Annotated in this window: 19 protein-coding genes and 2 pseudogenes; 16 read left to right on the top strand and 5 right to left on the bottom strand. The window is 63.4% G+C overall.

The annotated features are described in order from the left end of the window. Window positions 1-368: 368 nt before the first annotated feature. The 5 genes and pseudogenes from NT151_02805 to NT151_02785 all read left to right on the top strand — a co-directional run bounded on the left by NT151_02805 (window position 369) and on the right by NT151_02785 (window position 1,912). Window positions 369-602 carry a DUF433 domain-containing protein gene (locus NT151_02805; GenBank protein ID MCX6537856.1) on the top strand — a complete coding sequence of 78 codons (234 nt, stop codon included), beginning with the start codon at window positions 369-371 and terminating at the stop codon, window positions 600-602. Between the two features lie 61 nt (window positions 603-663). Then, window positions 664-996 carry a DUF433 domain-containing protein gene (locus tag NT151_02800; protein MCX6537855.1) on the top strand — a complete coding sequence of 111 codons (333 nt, stop codon included), beginning with the start codon at window positions 664-666 and terminating at the stop codon, window positions 994-996. A 2-nt stretch (window positions 997-998) separates the two neighbouring features. Continuing rightward, window positions 999-1,287: pseudogene (locus tag NT151_02795) on the top strand (hypothetical protein). Between the two features lie 109 nt (window positions 1,288-1,396). Further along, window positions 1,397-1,495: pseudogene (locus NT151_02790) on the top strand (hypothetical protein). Between the two features lie 159 nt (window positions 1,496-1,654). After that, complete coding sequence (locus NT151_02785) at window positions 1,655-1,912, top strand: hypothetical protein (protein MCX6537854.1); 258 nt, start codon at window positions 1,655-1,657, stop codon at window positions 1,910-1,912. 233 nt (window positions 1,913-2,145) lie between these two features. Here NT151_02785 and NT151_02780 read toward each other — a convergent pair whose 3' ends face one another. Continuing rightward, window positions 2,146-2,340, bottom strand: coding sequence for an XRE family transcriptional regulator (locus tag NT151_02780; GenBank protein MCX6537853.1), 195 nt, complete (start codon window positions 2,338-2,340; stop codon window positions 2,146-2,148). A gap of 83 nt (window positions 2,341-2,423) precedes the next feature. Here NT151_02780 and NT151_02775 point away from each other — a divergent pair, with 83 nt between their 5' ends. The 7 genes from NT151_02775 (at window position 2,424) to NT151_02745 (ending at window position 8,147) form a co-directional block, all read left to right on the top strand. Continuing rightward, the gene (locus NT151_02775; protein ID MCX6537852.1) at window positions 2,424-2,612 is read left to right on the top strand and encodes a hypothetical protein; all 189 of its coding nucleotides are present in this window, start codon (window positions 2,424-2,426) and stop codon (window positions 2,610-2,612) included. Window positions 2,613-2,757: 145 nt separating this feature from the next. Continuing rightward, the gene (locus tag NT151_02770; protein ID MCX6537851.1) at window positions 2,758-2,988 is read left to right on the top strand and encodes a DUF433 domain-containing protein; all 231 of its coding nucleotides are present in this window, start codon (window positions 2,758-2,760) and stop codon (window positions 2,986-2,988) included. Beyond that, window positions 2,985-3,323 (top strand): DUF5615 family PIN-like protein, encoded by a 339-nt coding sequence (locus tag NT151_02765; protein MCX6537850.1) that lies wholly within the window; start codon window positions 2,985-2,987, stop codon window positions 3,321-3,323. The genes NT151_02770 and NT151_02765 overlap by 4 nt, the downstream gene beginning before the upstream one ends. A gap of 236 nt (window positions 3,324-3,559) precedes the next feature. After that, window positions 3,560-4,972: an ATP-binding protein gene (locus tag NT151_02760; protein MCX6537849.1), complete on the top strand. Its 1,413-nt coding sequence runs from the start codon at window positions 3,560-3,562 to the stop codon at window positions 4,970-4,972. A gap of 236 nt (window positions 4,973-5,208) precedes the next feature. Further along, window positions 5,209-5,841, top strand: a complete 633-nt coding sequence (locus tag NT151_02755; GenBank protein MCX6537848.1) for a hypothetical protein — start codon at window positions 5,209-5,211, stop codon at window positions 5,839-5,841. Continuing rightward, entirely contained in the window at window positions 5,834-6,703 is an 870-nt protein-coding gene (locus tag NT151_02750; GenBank protein MCX6537847.1) for a nucleotidyl transferase AbiEii/AbiGii toxin family protein, read from the top strand. Before NT151_02755 ends, NT151_02750 begins: the two co-directional genes overlap by 8 nt. Before the next feature lie 244 nt (window positions 6,704-6,947). Then, window positions 6,948-8,147 carry an AAA family ATPase gene (locus NT151_02745; GenBank protein MCX6537846.1) on the top strand — a complete coding sequence of 400 codons (1,200 nt, stop codon included), beginning with the start codon at window positions 6,948-6,950 and terminating at the stop codon, window positions 8,145-8,147. 164 nt (window positions 8,148-8,311) lie between these two features. Here NT151_02745 and NT151_02740 read toward each other — a convergent pair whose 3' ends face one another. Next, window positions 8,312-9,502, bottom strand: a complete 1,191-nt coding sequence (locus NT151_02740) for an ATP-binding protein (GenBank protein ID MCX6537845.1) — start codon at window positions 9,500-9,502, stop codon at window positions 8,312-8,314. A gap of 108 nt (window positions 9,503-9,610) precedes the next feature. On the opposite strand from NT151_02740, the gene NT151_02735 reads away from it, so the two are divergent. Then, window positions 9,611-10,165 (top strand): DUF4143 domain-containing protein, encoded by a 555-nt coding sequence (locus NT151_02735; protein ID MCX6537844.1) that lies wholly within the window; start codon window positions 9,611-9,613, stop codon window positions 10,163-10,165. A gap of 353 nt (window positions 10,166-10,518) precedes the next feature. Here NT151_02735 and NT151_02730 read toward each other — a convergent pair whose 3' ends face one another. From NT151_02730 to NT151_02720, 3 genes are all read right to left on the bottom strand, one after another. After that, a complete protein-coding gene (locus NT151_02730; protein MCX6537843.1) occupies window positions 10,519-10,821 on the bottom strand; it encodes a HigA family addiction module antitoxin in 303 nt (100 codons plus the stop codon). 11 nt (window positions 10,822-10,832) lie between these two features. Further along, window positions 10,833-11,111, bottom strand: a complete 279-nt coding sequence (locus NT151_02725; GenBank protein MCX6537842.1) for a type II toxin-antitoxin system RelE/ParE family toxin — start codon at window positions 11,109-11,111, stop codon at window positions 10,833-10,835. A 195-nt stretch (window positions 11,112-11,306) separates the two neighbouring features. Further along, window positions 11,307-12,497 carry an ATP-binding protein gene (locus NT151_02720; protein MCX6537841.1) on the bottom strand — a complete coding sequence of 397 codons (1,191 nt, stop codon included), beginning with the start codon at window positions 12,495-12,497 and terminating at the stop codon, window positions 11,307-11,309. Between the two features lie 264 nt (window positions 12,498-12,761). Between NT151_02720 and NT151_02715 the strand changes: the two genes are divergently transcribed. Genes NT151_02715 through NT151_02705 form a run of 3 tightly spaced genes read left to right on the top strand, consistent with a single transcriptional unit; the run spans window position 12,762 to window position 14,373 of the window. Continuing rightward, window positions 12,762-13,019, top strand: a complete 258-nt coding sequence (locus tag NT151_02715; GenBank protein MCX6537840.1) for a helix-turn-helix transcriptional regulator — start codon at window positions 12,762-12,764, stop codon at window positions 13,017-13,019. After that, entirely contained in the window at window positions 13,019-13,453 is a 435-nt protein-coding gene (locus tag NT151_02710; GenBank protein MCX6537839.1) for a HipA N-terminal domain-containing protein, read from the top strand. Before NT151_02715 ends, NT151_02710 begins: the two co-directional genes overlap by 1 nt. After that, the gene (locus tag NT151_02705; protein ID MCX6537838.1) at window positions 13,450-14,373 is read left to right on the top strand and encodes a HipA domain-containing protein; all 924 of its coding nucleotides are present in this window, start codon (window positions 13,450-13,452) and stop codon (window positions 14,371-14,373) included. Before NT151_02710 ends, NT151_02705 begins: the two co-directional genes overlap by 4 nt. Window positions 14,374-14,433: the final 60 nt, after the last annotated feature.

Below are 14,433 nucleotides of genomic sequence, written 5' to 3'. Positions count from 1 at the left end.
GCGTCGCGCCCCGTGGTCAGGAGCGGTTGTCGCCGGCGCAGCCGGCGCATTGCTCTAGACCGCCGTTCGTCAGACCGGCGTGCCCGTCCGGTACGAAATGAGTGGGGAGCTCGGGTAACATCTATTGTTGAGGCAACACGGGCGGCAGATCTAATTGTCGTCGCTCATACGACTCCTCTATTCCCTCTAATCCACTCCATTACGAGTCAGGCGGGACTCCCGCTCGGTCGAGCAGATCCAGCAGGCGAAGGAAGATCATTGGGGTCGGACTACGCGAACTACTACACGTCGGAGACGCCGAAAGCCTGAAGAGGGGCGCGGCGGGCCGGGATTGTGGCATCATAACCAAATTGGAACGAGGTGCCGCTATGACCGAAGCGTGGATCGTAACAAATGTCGAAATCCTCGGCGGGAAGCCATGTGTGCGAAACACGCGACTGAGCGTCGAGTTTCTCCTGGAACTGGCTGCCAGCGGCGCGACCCATACCGACATCCTCGCGCAGTATCCACAGTTGTCAGGTGAGGGGCTGTCCGCTGCGTTTCTCTTCGCGGCACGTCGCATCAGCAACGAGCGCAGTTGGGACCTCCCGATCTCGGCATGAACCCGCTCGAGTTGGCCGCCGGAGGCGACGATTCGGATGTATCATGCTGCCAAGTAGAAACATGTCGACGCCGTTGAGGAATTTCGAAGCCCAGCTGGCAGCGCTCAGTCCGACTGAGAAGGTTCAAGCGCTCAGGATGCTAGCGCTTCAGGTCGCCGACGTCTGGCCCGGAATTGAGCGTAATCCAGGCGTAGCCGGGGGCTCGGCGTGCATCGTGCGCACCAGGATTCCCGTCTGGACTCTTGAACGTTACCGACAACTTGGCTGGAGAGAGGCGCAATTGCTCGAGAGTTTTCCAGCGCTGCGCGCCGTAGATCTGGTCGGGGCTTGGGCGTACGTGGAGGCCCATCGAGACGAGGTTGAGCAGGACATCACCAGCAACGAGGCGGCTTGAACGTGGCAGCGTTTTATGCCAACGAGAATTTCCCGCTGACCGTGGTCCAAGCCCTGCGCGCGCACGGGCATGACGTCTTAACGACGGCGGAAGCTGGGGAAGCGTGTCGTCCTCACCCTGAACCGGCGCGACTTCATTCGCTTGCATCAGCAGAACGCCTCCCACACGGGCATCGTCGTATGCACCCAGGACGCCGATGTCGTTGGCCAGGCTGAGCGGATTGACCGGGCGATCGCCGATGTCGCCACAGTCGCGGGCCAGTTGATACGGGTCCATCGGCCGGCATCCTGATGCTCTCGTCGACGGCGCCCGGCCGACCGCCGGTCACCCGTCCAGGCCACGATGTCGGCCTCCGCGGCACCGTTGCAACGACTATCCCAGGCCCGCGTGGCAAGCTATCATGCGTCCTGTGACCGATACGTCTCCGCTCACGCGTCTGCTCGAGCACGTCCCGGGCATCACGCTTGCCGTCCTGTTCGGCTCGGCTGCCCGGGGAGCTGCTGGCCCGGGAAGCGACGTAGACGTTGGTGTGCTGTTCACGCATGTCGACCAACATCAGCAGCACGGCGATCATGATCAAGCAGAATGCGATCACGATGGACCGGCGCCGTCACCAGGCCGTTGACATCACAGATGTGTCACGATAATGTGTCACACAATGAAGACCACGACGATCCGGGAACTGAAACACGCGACCACCACCGTGTTGTCGTGGGTCGCGGGCGGCGAATCAGTGGAAGTGCGCCGGCGGAATGAGCCGGTCGCCATTCTGTCGCCCCCGAATCGCCGGACACGCGTTGTCCGGCCAGATTTTGCGGCGCGGCTGCTGGCCATCTATGGGGATCACGTGTTGGCCACGACAGGCACGGACCTGATAGCCGAATCCCGCGGCGCGTCTTCGGGATCCGCTCGATGAGTTGGTGGAGGCGCAGCCGACGCAGATCATAGCTGAGCGCGCCGGAGCCGTACTGCACGAGTGTCAGGCCTTGGAGGGCCGCGACGTGCGCCCGGACATCGCGTTGCCGAAAGCCGGTTGGCGGGCCGGCGAACAGACACAACGCGTGCAGCAGGGCGAACGCTCGACGGTCGCCGAAGCAACGTCGCCCGAACGAGATAATCACTCCCTGCGCGGAGTGTTTAGAGGCTTCCCTACACGCCCTTCAGCCGAACGCTCCGGTTTCCGAACTGCGCCACGATCTGCAATTCCCCGCCGAGGGCTTCGACGTACTTCCGGAGCGTCGACACACGATGATCCTGACGCCGTTCGAGCCTGGACAGTTCGCCCTGCGCTACCGCTGTGGCTCTCGCCACATCGGCCTGCGTCTTCCCCGCAAGTTTGCGCACGTCCCGCAGGTTCAGTTGCTCGATTTCGCGCTCGACGTGGCCGCGAAGTCGACGTCGTGGTGGACGGAGGGGATTCGCTCCTGGTGGTGGAAGCCAAGTCGGGCGCGACGATCACCGCGGACGCCTTCGACGGCCTGCGCGCCTTCGACGAGATCGCCAAGACCGCCTGGCCTGAGCGCGCGGTGGAGCGCCGCGTCATCTACGGCGGCGACCAACATCAGCCCCGGTCGTATGCCGCTGCCGTGCCCTGGACCGACATCCACCGCGTGTAACAACTGTCGCAAAACCGATGGCCGCGCATTTGAACTCGCCGGGCGTCGCGCGTACGGGATGTCAACCAGCTTCCGCTGGCTCGAAGGAAATGAAAGGGCTAGGATAGTCGTGACGGCCACGAAGACGGTGGCGGAAGGTTGGCACATGGACTCAATTGAGCTCCTCGCAAGAATCACGCAGGACCCAGGTCGATGTGGAGGCCGGCCTACCGTGCGGCACCTCAGGATCCGCGTGAGCGACATTCTCGAGATGCTTGCTGCGGGTGTGTCGGCTGACGAGATTCTGGCCGATTTTCCCGACTTGGAACCCGACGACGTCCCCGCGTGCCTGTTGTTTGCCGCTCGTCGCACGGCGATCCCTCGGGCTGCTGCGTGAAACTGTGGATCGACGCCCAGCTGCCGCCGGCCCTTGCCGCTTGGATCGCGGGCCGGTTCGATGTTGAAGCCAGCAACCTCGACGCGATTGGCCTCAGGCACGCCGACGACGCACGAATTTTCGCCGCGCTCCGCGAGGCTGGTCACGTGATCGTCTCCAAGGATGAGGATTTCGTCGACATGGTCACCAGGCTCGGCCCACCGCCGCAAGTCCTTTGGGTCACCTGTGGTAACGTCACGAACCGCATGCTTCACACGATACTTGTGGCGAGTTTACCGAACGGCCTGGACCTGCTCCAGCGCGGTGAACCGATCGTGGAGATTGCGGGATCCTGACGGCACACCCCATCAGCACCATGGCGTGGCCGACACCTGGTTTCACACGACCGGGTCCGGTAGCAGAACCACTCCACATCCACTCCACCTGCACTCGACCACTTCTTCAGTTCTCCCACCACCATCGTCTCGGGTTGGCCGCCGGACGTGACGATGAGGTCGGTGCCCCAGCTCAACCGAAGACGTCCTCGTGATTATGCTACTGAGCATAATGATGCGTGGCATAATGTTCATTCATGGACTTCCTCGACCGTCGGAATGAACTCGACCGCCTGGACGGGTTGGTCGCGCGCCGCGCGGCGGGCCTGGTCGCCGTGTGGGGACGCCGTCGCGTCGGCAAAACCCGTCTGCTGACGCAGTGGTGCCATCGCCACAACGGGGTCTACACCGTCGCCGACCAGTCGGCCGAGCCGGTTCAACGGCGCTACTTCGCCGAGGCGATCGCCGGGCGACTGCAAGGGTTCAGTGACAGCGACTATCCGGGTTGGCTGCCACTGCTGCGCCGCCTCTCGCGAGACGCCCGCACGGCGAACTGGCGCGGGCCGCTGGTGCTCGACGAGTTTCCCTGCCTCGTGGCGTCTTCGCCAACACTGCCCAGCATCCTGCAGAACTGGATCGACCAGGAGTCGTCTTCGGGCGGCTTGCTGGTGGCGATTGCCGGCTCGAGTCAGCGCATGATGCAGGGGATGGTGCTGGACGCCAGCGCCCCGCTCTACGGGCGCGCGTTGGAGGCGTTCCCCTTGCAGCCGCTTCCTGCCGGTTGGATCGGACAGGCGCTGGGACTGGACGAGCCGGCGAAGATGGTGCAGGCCTATACCGTGTGGGGAGGGATCCCGCGTTACTGGGAACTCGCCGAGCCCTTCCACGTCAACCTGGACCAGGCGGTGGAAAAGCTCGTGCTGGATCCGCTTGGGCCGCTCCATCGGGAACCCGATCGCCTCCTGCTGGAAGAGATGCCGTCCGCAGTCGCGCTGAGACCTCTTTTGGACGTCATTGGCAGCGGGGCCCACCGTCTCTCCGAGATCGCCGGACGCCTTGGCCAGCCCGCCACGTCCCTCAGCCGCCCGCTGGGTCGGCTGGTCGACCTGGGCCTGGTGCAACGGGAGATCCCCTTTGGTCGGTCCGAAAAGAGCAGTCGCCGCACGATCTATCGAATTGCTGACCCGTTCTTCCGATTCTGGTTCCACGTGGTTGCGCCCCATCGCGCAACGCTGGCAAGTGCCCCGCACGGCGCCCGGCTGGCCGTGTGGCAGCGGCTGAAAGACGCCCTCGAGGCCGAGACGTGGGAAACGCTGTGCCGAAGCGCGGTGCCAAGACTGCCCGCCCTGTGTGAAGACACGAAGCCGGATGACACATGGATGCCTGGCAGACGCTGGTGGCAGGGCCGCGAACCGGAGTGGGATGTGGTATCGACAACCACCGGTGGACACGCCACGCTGGTCGGAGAGGTGAAGTGGTCCAGCAAGCCACTTGGCCATGCCGAAATCGAGCGCCTGGCCCGGGCGCTGCTTGCCCGACCCTTGCCACCGGGATTGCTCCCGCAGACGCGGCGCGTTCTGTTCGTGCCCAGGCCGGCGCCGAGTGCGACGGTCACCAACCATGGCGTGCATGTGATCGACGCCGAGGCCGTCATGAAGGCTCTCGTGTGATCGCACGATGGCATGGACAGCGGGTGCCACTGACTGACGGCCCCATGTGCAAACCGCGCCGGTCGCACCTAGTCGCCGCCTACGTCGATTCCGGTTTAGTGGCCATATGGAAGGCGATTGACCGCCATCGCACACCGTCCGCCCTGCGGATCTCACCGCCTTGAGCGGCGTCCAATTATATCCAGTATGTCGACAAATCACAGACGTACTGGTATGTTTGAGTCGGGTATGACTCGATGATCGCCGCTCTGCGCGCCAGTGTCCCGTTCGAAGAGTTCGACTATCAGACGCTCCTGCAGGGTCTCCGCCACTACGCCCGTCCGCGCGACCGGGCCACGCGCCTGCTCGACGCCGGCGCCATCATCCGAGTGAAGAAGGGCCTGTACATCTTCGGCCCGACTTACCGGCGCCTGCCGTACTGCGTGGAGCTGCTGGCCAACCTCATCAGCGGGCCCTCCTACGTGTCCTTTGAATATGCGCTCAGCTACTACGGCCTCATCCCCGAGCGAGTCACCACCATCACCTCCGCCACCTTCGGCAAATCGCGCACGTTCGACACGCCAGTCGCGCGCTTCAGCTACCGACCGGTGCCCCACGCTGTCTTTCCGGTTGGCGTGACGCTCGTCGAAACGGGTGCCAACAGGGCCTTCCTCGTCGCCTCGCGCGAGAAGGCCCTGTGCGACACCATCGTCGCGTCCCGCGGCCTGACCGCTCGATCGCGAAGCGCGTTCCAGACCGCCATGGCCTACGACCTCCGCATCAACATGGATCAGTTGGCCACGCTCGACGCGGGCCTGGTCGGTGACCTCGCGTCGCAATGGCCATCCCGACGCCTCGCTCGCCTGGCGGAGGTGATCACACGTGAATGACTTGGTCCGCCAGATGATCGCTCGCCACCGGCCCATCACGCCGGCCGACCATGTCACGGCGCTTCGCGAAGTGCTGCAGGAACTGGCGCTGCTCGGACTCTGGCGCAACAAGTTCTACGAGCACGCGGCGTTCTACGGTGACACGGCGCTGCGCGTCCTGCACGGACTCGATCGGTTCTCGGAAGATCTCGACTTCTCGCTCCTGGCGCCCACCCCGGGGTTCGCACTCGCGCGCTACATGGCCGCCGTCGAGACGGAGTTGCGCGCCTTTGGCTTCGACGTCCGCGCACACGAAAAGCCCGGATCGACCCGCCGTTCGGCGATCCACTCTGCCTTCCTCAAGACGCACACGCTGCGCGAGCTCGTTTCGATCAACGCACCCGAAACCATCACCCGCACGATCCACCGAGATCAGGTGCTGACGATCAAGATCGAGGTCGACACCGACCCTCCGCCCGGATTCGACACCGACGTGCGATACCTACTGTCGCCGATTCCGTTTGCGGTTCGCGTCTACGGGCTGCCGGACCTGTTCGCGGGCAAGATGCACGCGCTGCTGTGCCGCCGGTGGAAGACTCGCGTCAAAGGGCGCGACTGGTACGACTTGGTGTGGTTTGCCGCGCGCCACCCGGAACTGCATCTGGCGCATCTGGAGGCACGCATGGTGCAGAGCGGTCATTGGCCCCTGGAGCAGGCCCTTAACGCGACCGAGTGGCGCAGGTTGATGGACCGCGCGATCGACACGCTCAATCTCGAACAGGCGCGAGCGGACGTATTGCCGTTTGTGCCGGATCCAAACGCGCTCACACTGTGGTCGCGGGCGTTCTTCCACGACGTCACCCGACGCATCGTCCTGGTCTAATCCCTCCCGGAGCTCAAGATCCTACACATCTTTTGATCGCCATGGCGCCGCAGTTGTGATCTGATGAGGGCATGAGCCGATGGCCGCGTTCCACTATGAGCGCGGCCGTCGTCTCTAAGGGATGTCAGTGAGCCTCTCGCGGCTGAAGGAAACTGGACGCCGCAAGCCGGTTATGGCGTTCCTGATATCGCGACCATCGTAATTTGAGCTGGACCAAACAGCGATATGCACGATAATGGTCCCGATGACCACTCGTCCACGGCTCTACACCGCCATCATCCTCGACCACCTTCAACGAAACCGTCAGATGGCCCTTGTGAGCGGTCCGCGCCAGGTGGGCAAGACCACCGCATGCCGAGCGGCCGGCGACGTCTATCTCAACTGGGACAACGCCGACCACCGGCGGACGATCCTGCGCGGCCCCGCCGCGCTGGCCCAAGCCGCAGGGCTGGATCATCTTCGCGCCACCCCGCCCGTACTGGTTCTGGACGAGCTGCACAAACACACGAAATGGAAGGCGCTGCTGAAGGGCTTCTTCGATACCTATGGCGATCGCGTCCGAATACTGGTCACCGGCAGCTCGCGTCTTGATCTCTACCGCCGTGGCGGCGATAGCCTCATGGGTCGCTACCTGCTATACCGCATGCATCCCTGGTCGGTGGGCGAACTGCTTCGCCCGCACGTGCCCGACCGGATTGTCCAGCCGGCCGCGTCCATCGACCAGGAGGAATGGCAAGCCCTGTGCGACCATGGCGGATTTCCCGAGCCGTTCCTGCGCCGAGATTTGCGGTTTTCGCGGCGGTGGCGGTCTCTGCGGCAGGAGCAACTTTCCAGGGAGGACCTGCGCGACGTGGCGCACGTCCAGGACCTCGGCACGATGGAGACGCTCATGACCCTCCTGGCCGAGCGGAGCAGCCACCAACTCGTCTACGCCGCGCTGGCCAACCAGATCAACGTGTCGGTGGACACCGTAAAACGGTGGATCGACATCCTTGGCCGCCTGCACTATGGATTTACCATCCGCCCGTGGTTCAGGAACGTGACAAAGGCGCTGCGCAAGGAACCCAGGTGGTTCCTCCGCGACTGGAGCGGCATCGCCGACCCGGGCGATCGCGCCGAGACGATGGTGGGGTGCCATCTGCTAAAGGCCGTGGAAGGTTGGACAGATCTGGGATTCGGCGACTTTGAACTCCGCTACCTGCGCGATAAGGCGAAACGCGAAGTCGACTTCGTCGTGGTGCGTGACCGCAAGCCGTGGTTCCTGGTTGAGGTGAAGCGCAGCGATGCCGCGCTCTCGCCGGCGCTGGCCCACTTCCAGGCGCAGACGCGCGCGGACCATGCCTTTCAGGTGGTCGTGGACCTGCCCTTCCAGCCCGTTGATTGCTTCGCAGAGTCCCATCCCTGCGTCGTCCCGGCCCGGACGCTGCTCAGTCAACTGCTCTGAGGGGCTCGCGGGTCAGGCCAAGGCGGCCGACCGCGCTGTTGAGCAGATCCAACAGGCGAAAGGAACATGATTGGCGTCTGGCTACGCGAACTACTACACGGCGGAGACGCCGAAGGCCTGACGAGGGGGCGGGCGGTCAGGCGCAAAGGAAATACGGTAGCCGACTAATTCTCCCAGTCGTCACCGGGCATGATCCGGCGCATGAACTCGTCGAACAGGGGGACGGTGAAGGCCGTGTCACCGTGGTGCGGACTCCAGATCATGCCCTTGGCGATCAACTGGTTCCTCGTCGGACCGAGCGAGGTCACTTCACGTCGCAGCGATCCAGCGATGTCTCCTGACCGATGTGGGCCGGGACCGAGTTCAGCCATCGCTCGGAGGTACTTCTTCTCGGCAGGCGTGAGCCGATCAAATCTGACGCGAAAGAAACTCTCGTCGAGTGCGGCAATGGCAGATTTCGAGGCGTCTTCAACGTCCTCGATCGTGATCGGGGACCGGCCGGCGACGTCCCACGCATGTTTACCCCACTCCTGCACAAAATAGGGGTAGCCGCGGGTCTCTTTTACGATGCCGTCCAATGCCTCATGCGTCACCTCGACGCCCTGGTCTTTCGCCGGTTTTGCGATGGCGAGTCTCGCTGCGTCGGGAGTCAGTGGACCGATCTCAGGAAAATCAAACAGTCGTTCCGCATAGGACTTGGCGCGACCCATTCGGCCCCTCAACTGCGGCAGCCCTGCGCCGATCAACACGACAGGAAGCCGTCCCTGCGCTGTGCGATGCAGTGCGGTGATGAGGGCCGCGAGTTCCGCCTCTCTTACATACTGCAATTCGTCCACAAAGATCGCCATGGCCGTTCCGGCCTTCTGTGCGGCCAATCCAGCCGATTCCAGCAGCGCTTGCAGGTCATGCTCCAAGTCGCCGTTGTCAGCGAGGCCAGGTTCGGGATCAAAGTCCAATCCCACCTCGATGTCGTCATATTTCACCTTCAGGGCCTTGGCAAATCCTGCTAGCGCTCGAAGCGCCCGTTGAGCCAAGTCCTTGGCTTGCTCGTTCCGAGAAAGCCTCAACAGGGCCTGACGCAATTGCGGGGCGAGAATTGCCGGCAGCGAACGACCTTCAGGTGCTTCTACGCGCAAGGTTTGAATGCCAGCCCCTTCGGCGTCATTTCTCATCCGATCGAGCAACACGGTCTTGCCCACCCCTCGAAGCCCCACCATCAAGAGGCTCTTCGTGGGTAGACCTCGGCGTACGCGCTCGATGGCCACGCGAACGGTTTCGCGTAGATCATCGCGGCCTGCGAGTTCGGGAGGCGGCGTGCCTGCACCAGGGGCGAAGGGATTCGTAATCGGGTCCACGGCTAAAGTATACGCAAATTAGGAAAGTTATCAATTGTGCATAACTTTGATAATTTCACTCAAATTGTGTGGGCGCTACCCGTGATATGTTCCCGCAACGCGCGGCTAATGGTGACCGTGCTACCGCCCATGACGGACGCGGAGCGCGAGGACTGGTCGAATGCGTCGGCGGGCGAACTGCTTCGCCCGCACGTGCCCGACCGGATTGTCCAGCCGGCCGCGTCCATCGACCAGGAGGAATGGCAAGCCCTGTGCGACCATGGCGGATTTCCCGAGCCGTTCCTGCGCCGAGATTTGCGGTTTTCGCGACGGTGGCGGTCTCTGCGGCAGGAGCAACTTTCCAGGGAGGACCTGCGCGACGTGGCGCACGTCCAGGACCTCGGCACGATGGAGACGCTCATGACCCTCCTGGCCGAGCGGAGCAGCCACCAACTCGTCTACGCCGTGCTGGCCAACCAGATCAACGTGTCGGTGGACACCGTAAAACGATGGATCGACATCCTTGGCCGCCTGCACTATGGATTTATCATCCGCCCGTGGTTCAGGAACGTGACAAAGGCGCTGCGCAAGGAACTTCGGTGGTTCCTCCGCGACTGGAGCGGCATCGCCGACCCGGACGCTGCTCAGTCCTCCGGCTCAGGTACTTTGGGTCACCTGCGGTAACGCGACGAACCGCGTACTTCGCACAGTGCTCGCCGCGAGATTACCGAACGGCCTGGATCTGCTCCAGCGCGGTGAACCGATCGTGGAGATTGGCGGATCCTGAAGGCACCGGGACGCTGAGTGGCAACCGAGGTGTTGCGCCAGACCGGAGCCAGTGGCCTCTATCTGTTGCCGGCCGGCGCAAAGCCGCCCAACCCGGCCGAACTTCTGGGCTCGAGTCGGTTCGCGGATCTTCTGAAGACCCTGGGCAATCAATCGAGCTGACAACCACGCTGTCGCACCCCTGGCCGCGTTCCACCATGAGCGCGGCCGTCGCTTGTACCAATGGCGGCGTGCGGCAGCATGGAAGACGCCTACGCGGCTTCGGATCGCGGGCGTACGGTGTGCTCGATGTCCTTGAGCTTCGTTTGCCGCGCCACGCGCAGCTCGTAATGCACCTGGAGCTTCAGCCAGAATTCTGGCGTGGTGCCGAGGTATCGGGCAAGCCGTAGAGCCGTGTCGGCGGTGATCCCGCGCCGGCCGCGCACGATCTCGTTCAGACGAGCGGCGTCCACCGCCAGCGACTTGGCGAGCTGGTTGACGCTCATGTTCAGTGGCTTGAGCACGTCTTCCCGAAGGATCTCTCCAGGGTGAATCGGGGCGAGAAGCTTGCGCATGGCGTTCTCCACTAATGATAGTCCACGATCTCGACGTCAGTCGCCTGGGCCTCTGACCACACAAAGCAGAGGCGATACTGATCGTTGATGCGAATGCTGTGCTGCCCCTTCCGGCCGCCTTTGAGCGCTTCCAGGTGGTTGCCGGGGAGTGCGGCAAGGTCCTGCAGGGTCTCCGCTTCGTCGAGTACCGCGAGTTTCCGCTGGGCGGCCCGTTCGATGACCTGATACTTCCTGGAGAATTCGTCGTTGAAGAGCTTTTGGGCGTCGGCGTCTCGAAACGAGCGAATCATGTGTATAGCGTATAGTGATAAGCGATAAACGTCAAATTCCGGATACGGGCGACAGGAGCAGGGCAGTCATATGCGCGGGATGGCGTGCTCAGTTCTCGTGATCGTCGTGTGGGGTGCGCTGGCTTTGGGGCGATGTACGCCTGGGCGTACACGCCGCTGATGGTGGCGTGCGCTGTCTTGCGGCGAGACGGCCCATCACACCAGTCGGTGCACCGGGACGGTCCAGATCGATTGCTCCGGCACGAGCGACTCGAGTTGGCCGCCGGACGTGACGATGAGGCCGCCGCGCCAGCGACTGCCGAGCGCCGCGGCCACGGCCAGCAATCCGTGCGCGTCGGACCGGACCGCAGTGGGGCGATGCTTGATCTCAATGCCGATCACGCCGGCCGGTGTTTCCAGCAGCACGTCTACTTCCAGTCCCGACCGGGTTCGATAGAAGAACCACTCCGCATCCACTCCCGCCGCACTCGACCACTTCTTCAGCTCTCCCACCACCATCGTCTCGAACAGGCCGCCGTCCGCCGGGCCCCAGCGGTGGGTGTCTTGCCGCAGAAGGCCGACGTCCATCCAATAGAGTTTCGGCGCCTTCACGACGGTGCTCGTCAGGTTGCGCGAGTAGGGAGGCAGCAACAGCACCTGGCACGAGGCCTCGAGATACGCCAGGTACCGTCGCGCGGTCGATGGGGATATCCCTGCGTCCCGTCCCAGGTCGGCGTAGGAAAGCAGTCCGCCCGAGCGGAGCATGCACAGGCGCTCGAGCCTGCGGAACGGATGGAGGTCGTCGATGCGCGCGAGATCGGCAAGGTCGCGTTCGAGAAACGTCTGCTGGTACGAACGCAGCCAGTCGCGACGATCGGTATCGCTGAGCGGCAGAAGGGCAGGCATGCCGCCCCACGCGAGCAAGTGCTCCACCGAGTCGCGCCGCCTGTTCTCTTCGTCGCCGAAAAGTACCGGCGGCTCCTCCCGGAGACGCGCATCGATCAGGCCCGATCCGGTGACCAAATCGTGGACCAGCGGTTGCGGTGGCTGCTCGCCGGCGGAATGTCGCAACTCCAGCGCACAGAGCGGCCACAACTCGAAGACGAACGCACGCCCCGCGAGCGTTTCGCGGACGCGCTGCATCAACGCCAGGCGAGACGATCCGAGGAGGACGGTGAACGAGATCTCCCCGGCGTCGAACGCCCATTTCACCTTCTCGAAGACCGACGGTTCCTTTTGAGCTTCGTCTAATAACGCCGCTCCAACCGTGCGGCCCCAGGCCGCCGTCCTCAATTCCCGCACAGACTCTCGCTCCTCGATACTGTCGAGGTTCAAGTACCGCAGTCCGCCATAGCAGGTCCGGGCAAGCGTCGTTTTTCCGGTCTGCCTGGCGCCAGTGAGGATCACAAGCCGTCGGCTGTCCTGGCCGGGAAGCCTGTATGTCGAAAGCCTGAAAAGCTGTGTTTTCGTTCTCGTCGCGAACGATTATACAGCAGTTATGGATCATAATCCGTCAGGCGAAAGGAAAATGATTGGCGTCGGACTACGCGAACTACTACATGTCGGAGACGGAGAATTATAGACGGACGGGCTGTGCGAGGTAACGGCAATATGTGCCCGACAAGGAACATTTGACTTGACTTGGCACGTGAACCATCGCAAAATCACCTCATGTCTCCGCATAACGTTCCCGAACGGGGCCTTCTTGTGGCGCACTTCGTTCGCCAACGACGCCGAGGTGCGAAGCTGACGCAGCACGACCTCGCCGACCTCGCCGGTGTCGGCAAACGTTTCGTCGTGGAACTCGAAGCCGGTAAGCAGACCCTCAGGCTGGACAAGGTCGACCAGGTTCTGCGAGCGTTCGGCAAACATCTGGGGCCGGTGGACCTCCCGAAAGCCGCCCGTGAGACCTCCACGCCGGAGCAGTGATGGACAGCCCTATCGGTTCGACTCGGGAGGACGACTCGCGCGGGCGGCGGGCGGTCGTGTGCCTCGACGGGCAGCGCGTCGGCGAACTCTCCGAGATAGACGAAGGACACACGCGTTTCGTGTACGACGCCGAATGGCTGAGCCGGCCCGACGCCGTGCCGGTGTCGTTGACGCTGCCACTGCGGGCGGAGCCCTACAACTCCAAAGCGCTACACCCATTCTTCGAGAACCTCTTGCCTGAAGGTTGGCTGCTTCAGCTCTCCACGACCAAGCTCAAGATCTCGCCAGACGATGCCTTCGGCCTGCTCCTCGCGACGTGCGCCGACTGCGTGGGGGCAGTCGAGATTGTACCAACCACTCCCGGAGTGGTGGTTACATTGGACGACCACGCGGCGGCCGATGCGATTGTGGCGGCTGATGCGGAGGCCAGATGAGCATCTGCCTGATCTGCCTGCGCCCGCACGAGGGGATGGGTCAATATCACACTCGATGTCTTCGATCGCTCTTCGGCTCGACCGACGTGCCGGCACCCGTAGACATCGACCTTGCCCGTCTTCACACGGTTGGCCTCGCAATGGTCGGCCGCACGACCTTGTCTGGCGTCCAACGGAAGATTTCGGTCAACCTGTCCGCCGACAGGCAGACGCTTCAGGTCGCCCTCGGTCCAGGCCGTTTCATCCTCAAACCGCAAGCCTCCACGTTTCCCGAGCTACCGGAGAACGAACTGGTGACGCTGCGCGTCGCGGAGATGGCAGGCATCAACATCCCTCCGTGTGGCTTGCTCGCGCTGGCCGACGGATCGATGGCGTACGTGGCCCGCCGCTTCGATCGGCTGGAGTCCGGCCAGAAGTTGCGTCAGGAGGACTTCTGCCAGTTGGCGGAATATCCGCCGAAACGGAAGTACGACGGGTCCGCGGAACTGTGCGCGCGACTGGTCAGGCGATACGCCACCGAGCCGGCGATCGAGAGTCTCAAGCTTTTCCGTCAACTGGTCTTCTGCTGGTGGACGGGCAACGGCGATGCGCACCTGAAGAACTTCTCGCTGTTGATCGGGGTCGACGGCATCGTCCAACTCTCGCCCGCCTACGATCTACTGTGCACCCGACTTGTCCTGCCCGATGATCATCTTGCCTTGCCGGTTGGCGGCAAGCAGGATGGGTTGCGGCGCGAGCATTGGGAGGAGTTCGGGAAGTACTGCGGGCTGCCGGCTCGATCGATCGCCCGGGAACTGGCGCGCATCGCGGCCGTGCTGGACGGCGCGATCGATCTCGTGTCGCGCTCGCCGCTCGGCGTGTCATTCCGCACGCGCTACGTCGACCTGCTGCGCGACCGCGCCGCGATCCTCGCGACCTGAAAACGCGGCGACACTGCCTCGCGGCCCTTTCTGCGTACGGAGGTAAGGTGGGGCGGACCT

The organism is Acidobacteriota bacterium (assembly GCA_026393675.1).
In the GTDB taxonomy this organism is placed as follows: Bacteria; Acidobacteriota; Vicinamibacteria; order Vicinamibacterales; family JAKQTR01; genus JBAXOX01.
The sequence above is the reverse complement of the archived record's forward strand: the minus strand, read 5'-3'. Positions and strand labels throughout refer to the sequence as shown.

Excerpts from the sequence above, each read along its gene's own strand:
- NT151_02805 (MCX6537856.1), top strand. The coding sequence starts at position 369 with ATGACCGAAGCGTGGATCGTAACAAATGTCGAAATCCTCGGCGGGAAG.
- NT151_02800 (MCX6537855.1), top strand. The coding sequence starts at position 664 with ATGTCGACGCCGTTGAGGAATTTCGAAGCCCAGCTGGCAGCGCTCAGT.
- NT151_02785 (MCX6537854.1), top strand. The coding sequence starts at position 1,655 with ATGAAGACCACGACGATCCGGGAACTGAAACACGCGACCACCACCGTG.
- NT151_02770 (MCX6537851.1), top strand. The coding sequence starts at position 2,758 with ATGGACTCAATTGAGCTCCTCGCAAGAATCACGCAGGACCCAGGTCGA.
- NT151_02760 (MCX6537849.1), top strand. The coding sequence starts at position 3,560 with ATGGACTTCCTCGACCGTCGGAATGAACTCGACCGCCTGGACGGGTTG.
- NT151_02755 (MCX6537848.1), top strand. The coding sequence starts at position 5,209 with ATGATCGCCGCTCTGCGCGCCAGTGTCCCGTTCGAAGAGTTCGACTAT.
- NT151_02745 (MCX6537846.1), top strand. The coding sequence starts at position 6,948 with ATGACCACTCGTCCACGGCTCTACACCGCCATCATCCTCGACCACCTT.
- NT151_02735 (MCX6537844.1), top strand. The coding sequence starts at position 9,611 with ATGGTGACCGTGCTACCGCCCATGACGGACGCGGAGCGCGAGGACTGG.
- NT151_02730 (MCX6537843.1), bottom strand. The coding sequence starts at position 10,821 with ATGCGCAAGCTTCTCGCCCCGATTCACCCTGGAGAGATCCTTCGGGAA.
- NT151_02725 (MCX6537842.1), bottom strand. The coding sequence starts at position 11,111 with ATGATTCGCTCGTTTCGAGACGCCGACGCCCAAAAGCTCTTCAACGAC.
- NT151_02715 (MCX6537840.1), top strand. The coding sequence starts at position 12,762 with ATGTCTCCGCATAACGTTCCCGAACGGGGCCTTCTTGTGGCGCACTTC.
- NT151_02710 (MCX6537839.1), top strand. The coding sequence starts at position 13,019 with ATGGACAGCCCTATCGGTTCGACTCGGGAGGACGACTCGCGCGGGCGG.
- NT151_02705 (MCX6537838.1), top strand. The coding sequence starts at position 13,450 with ATGAGCATCTGCCTGATCTGCCTGCGCCCGCACGAGGGGATGGGTCAA.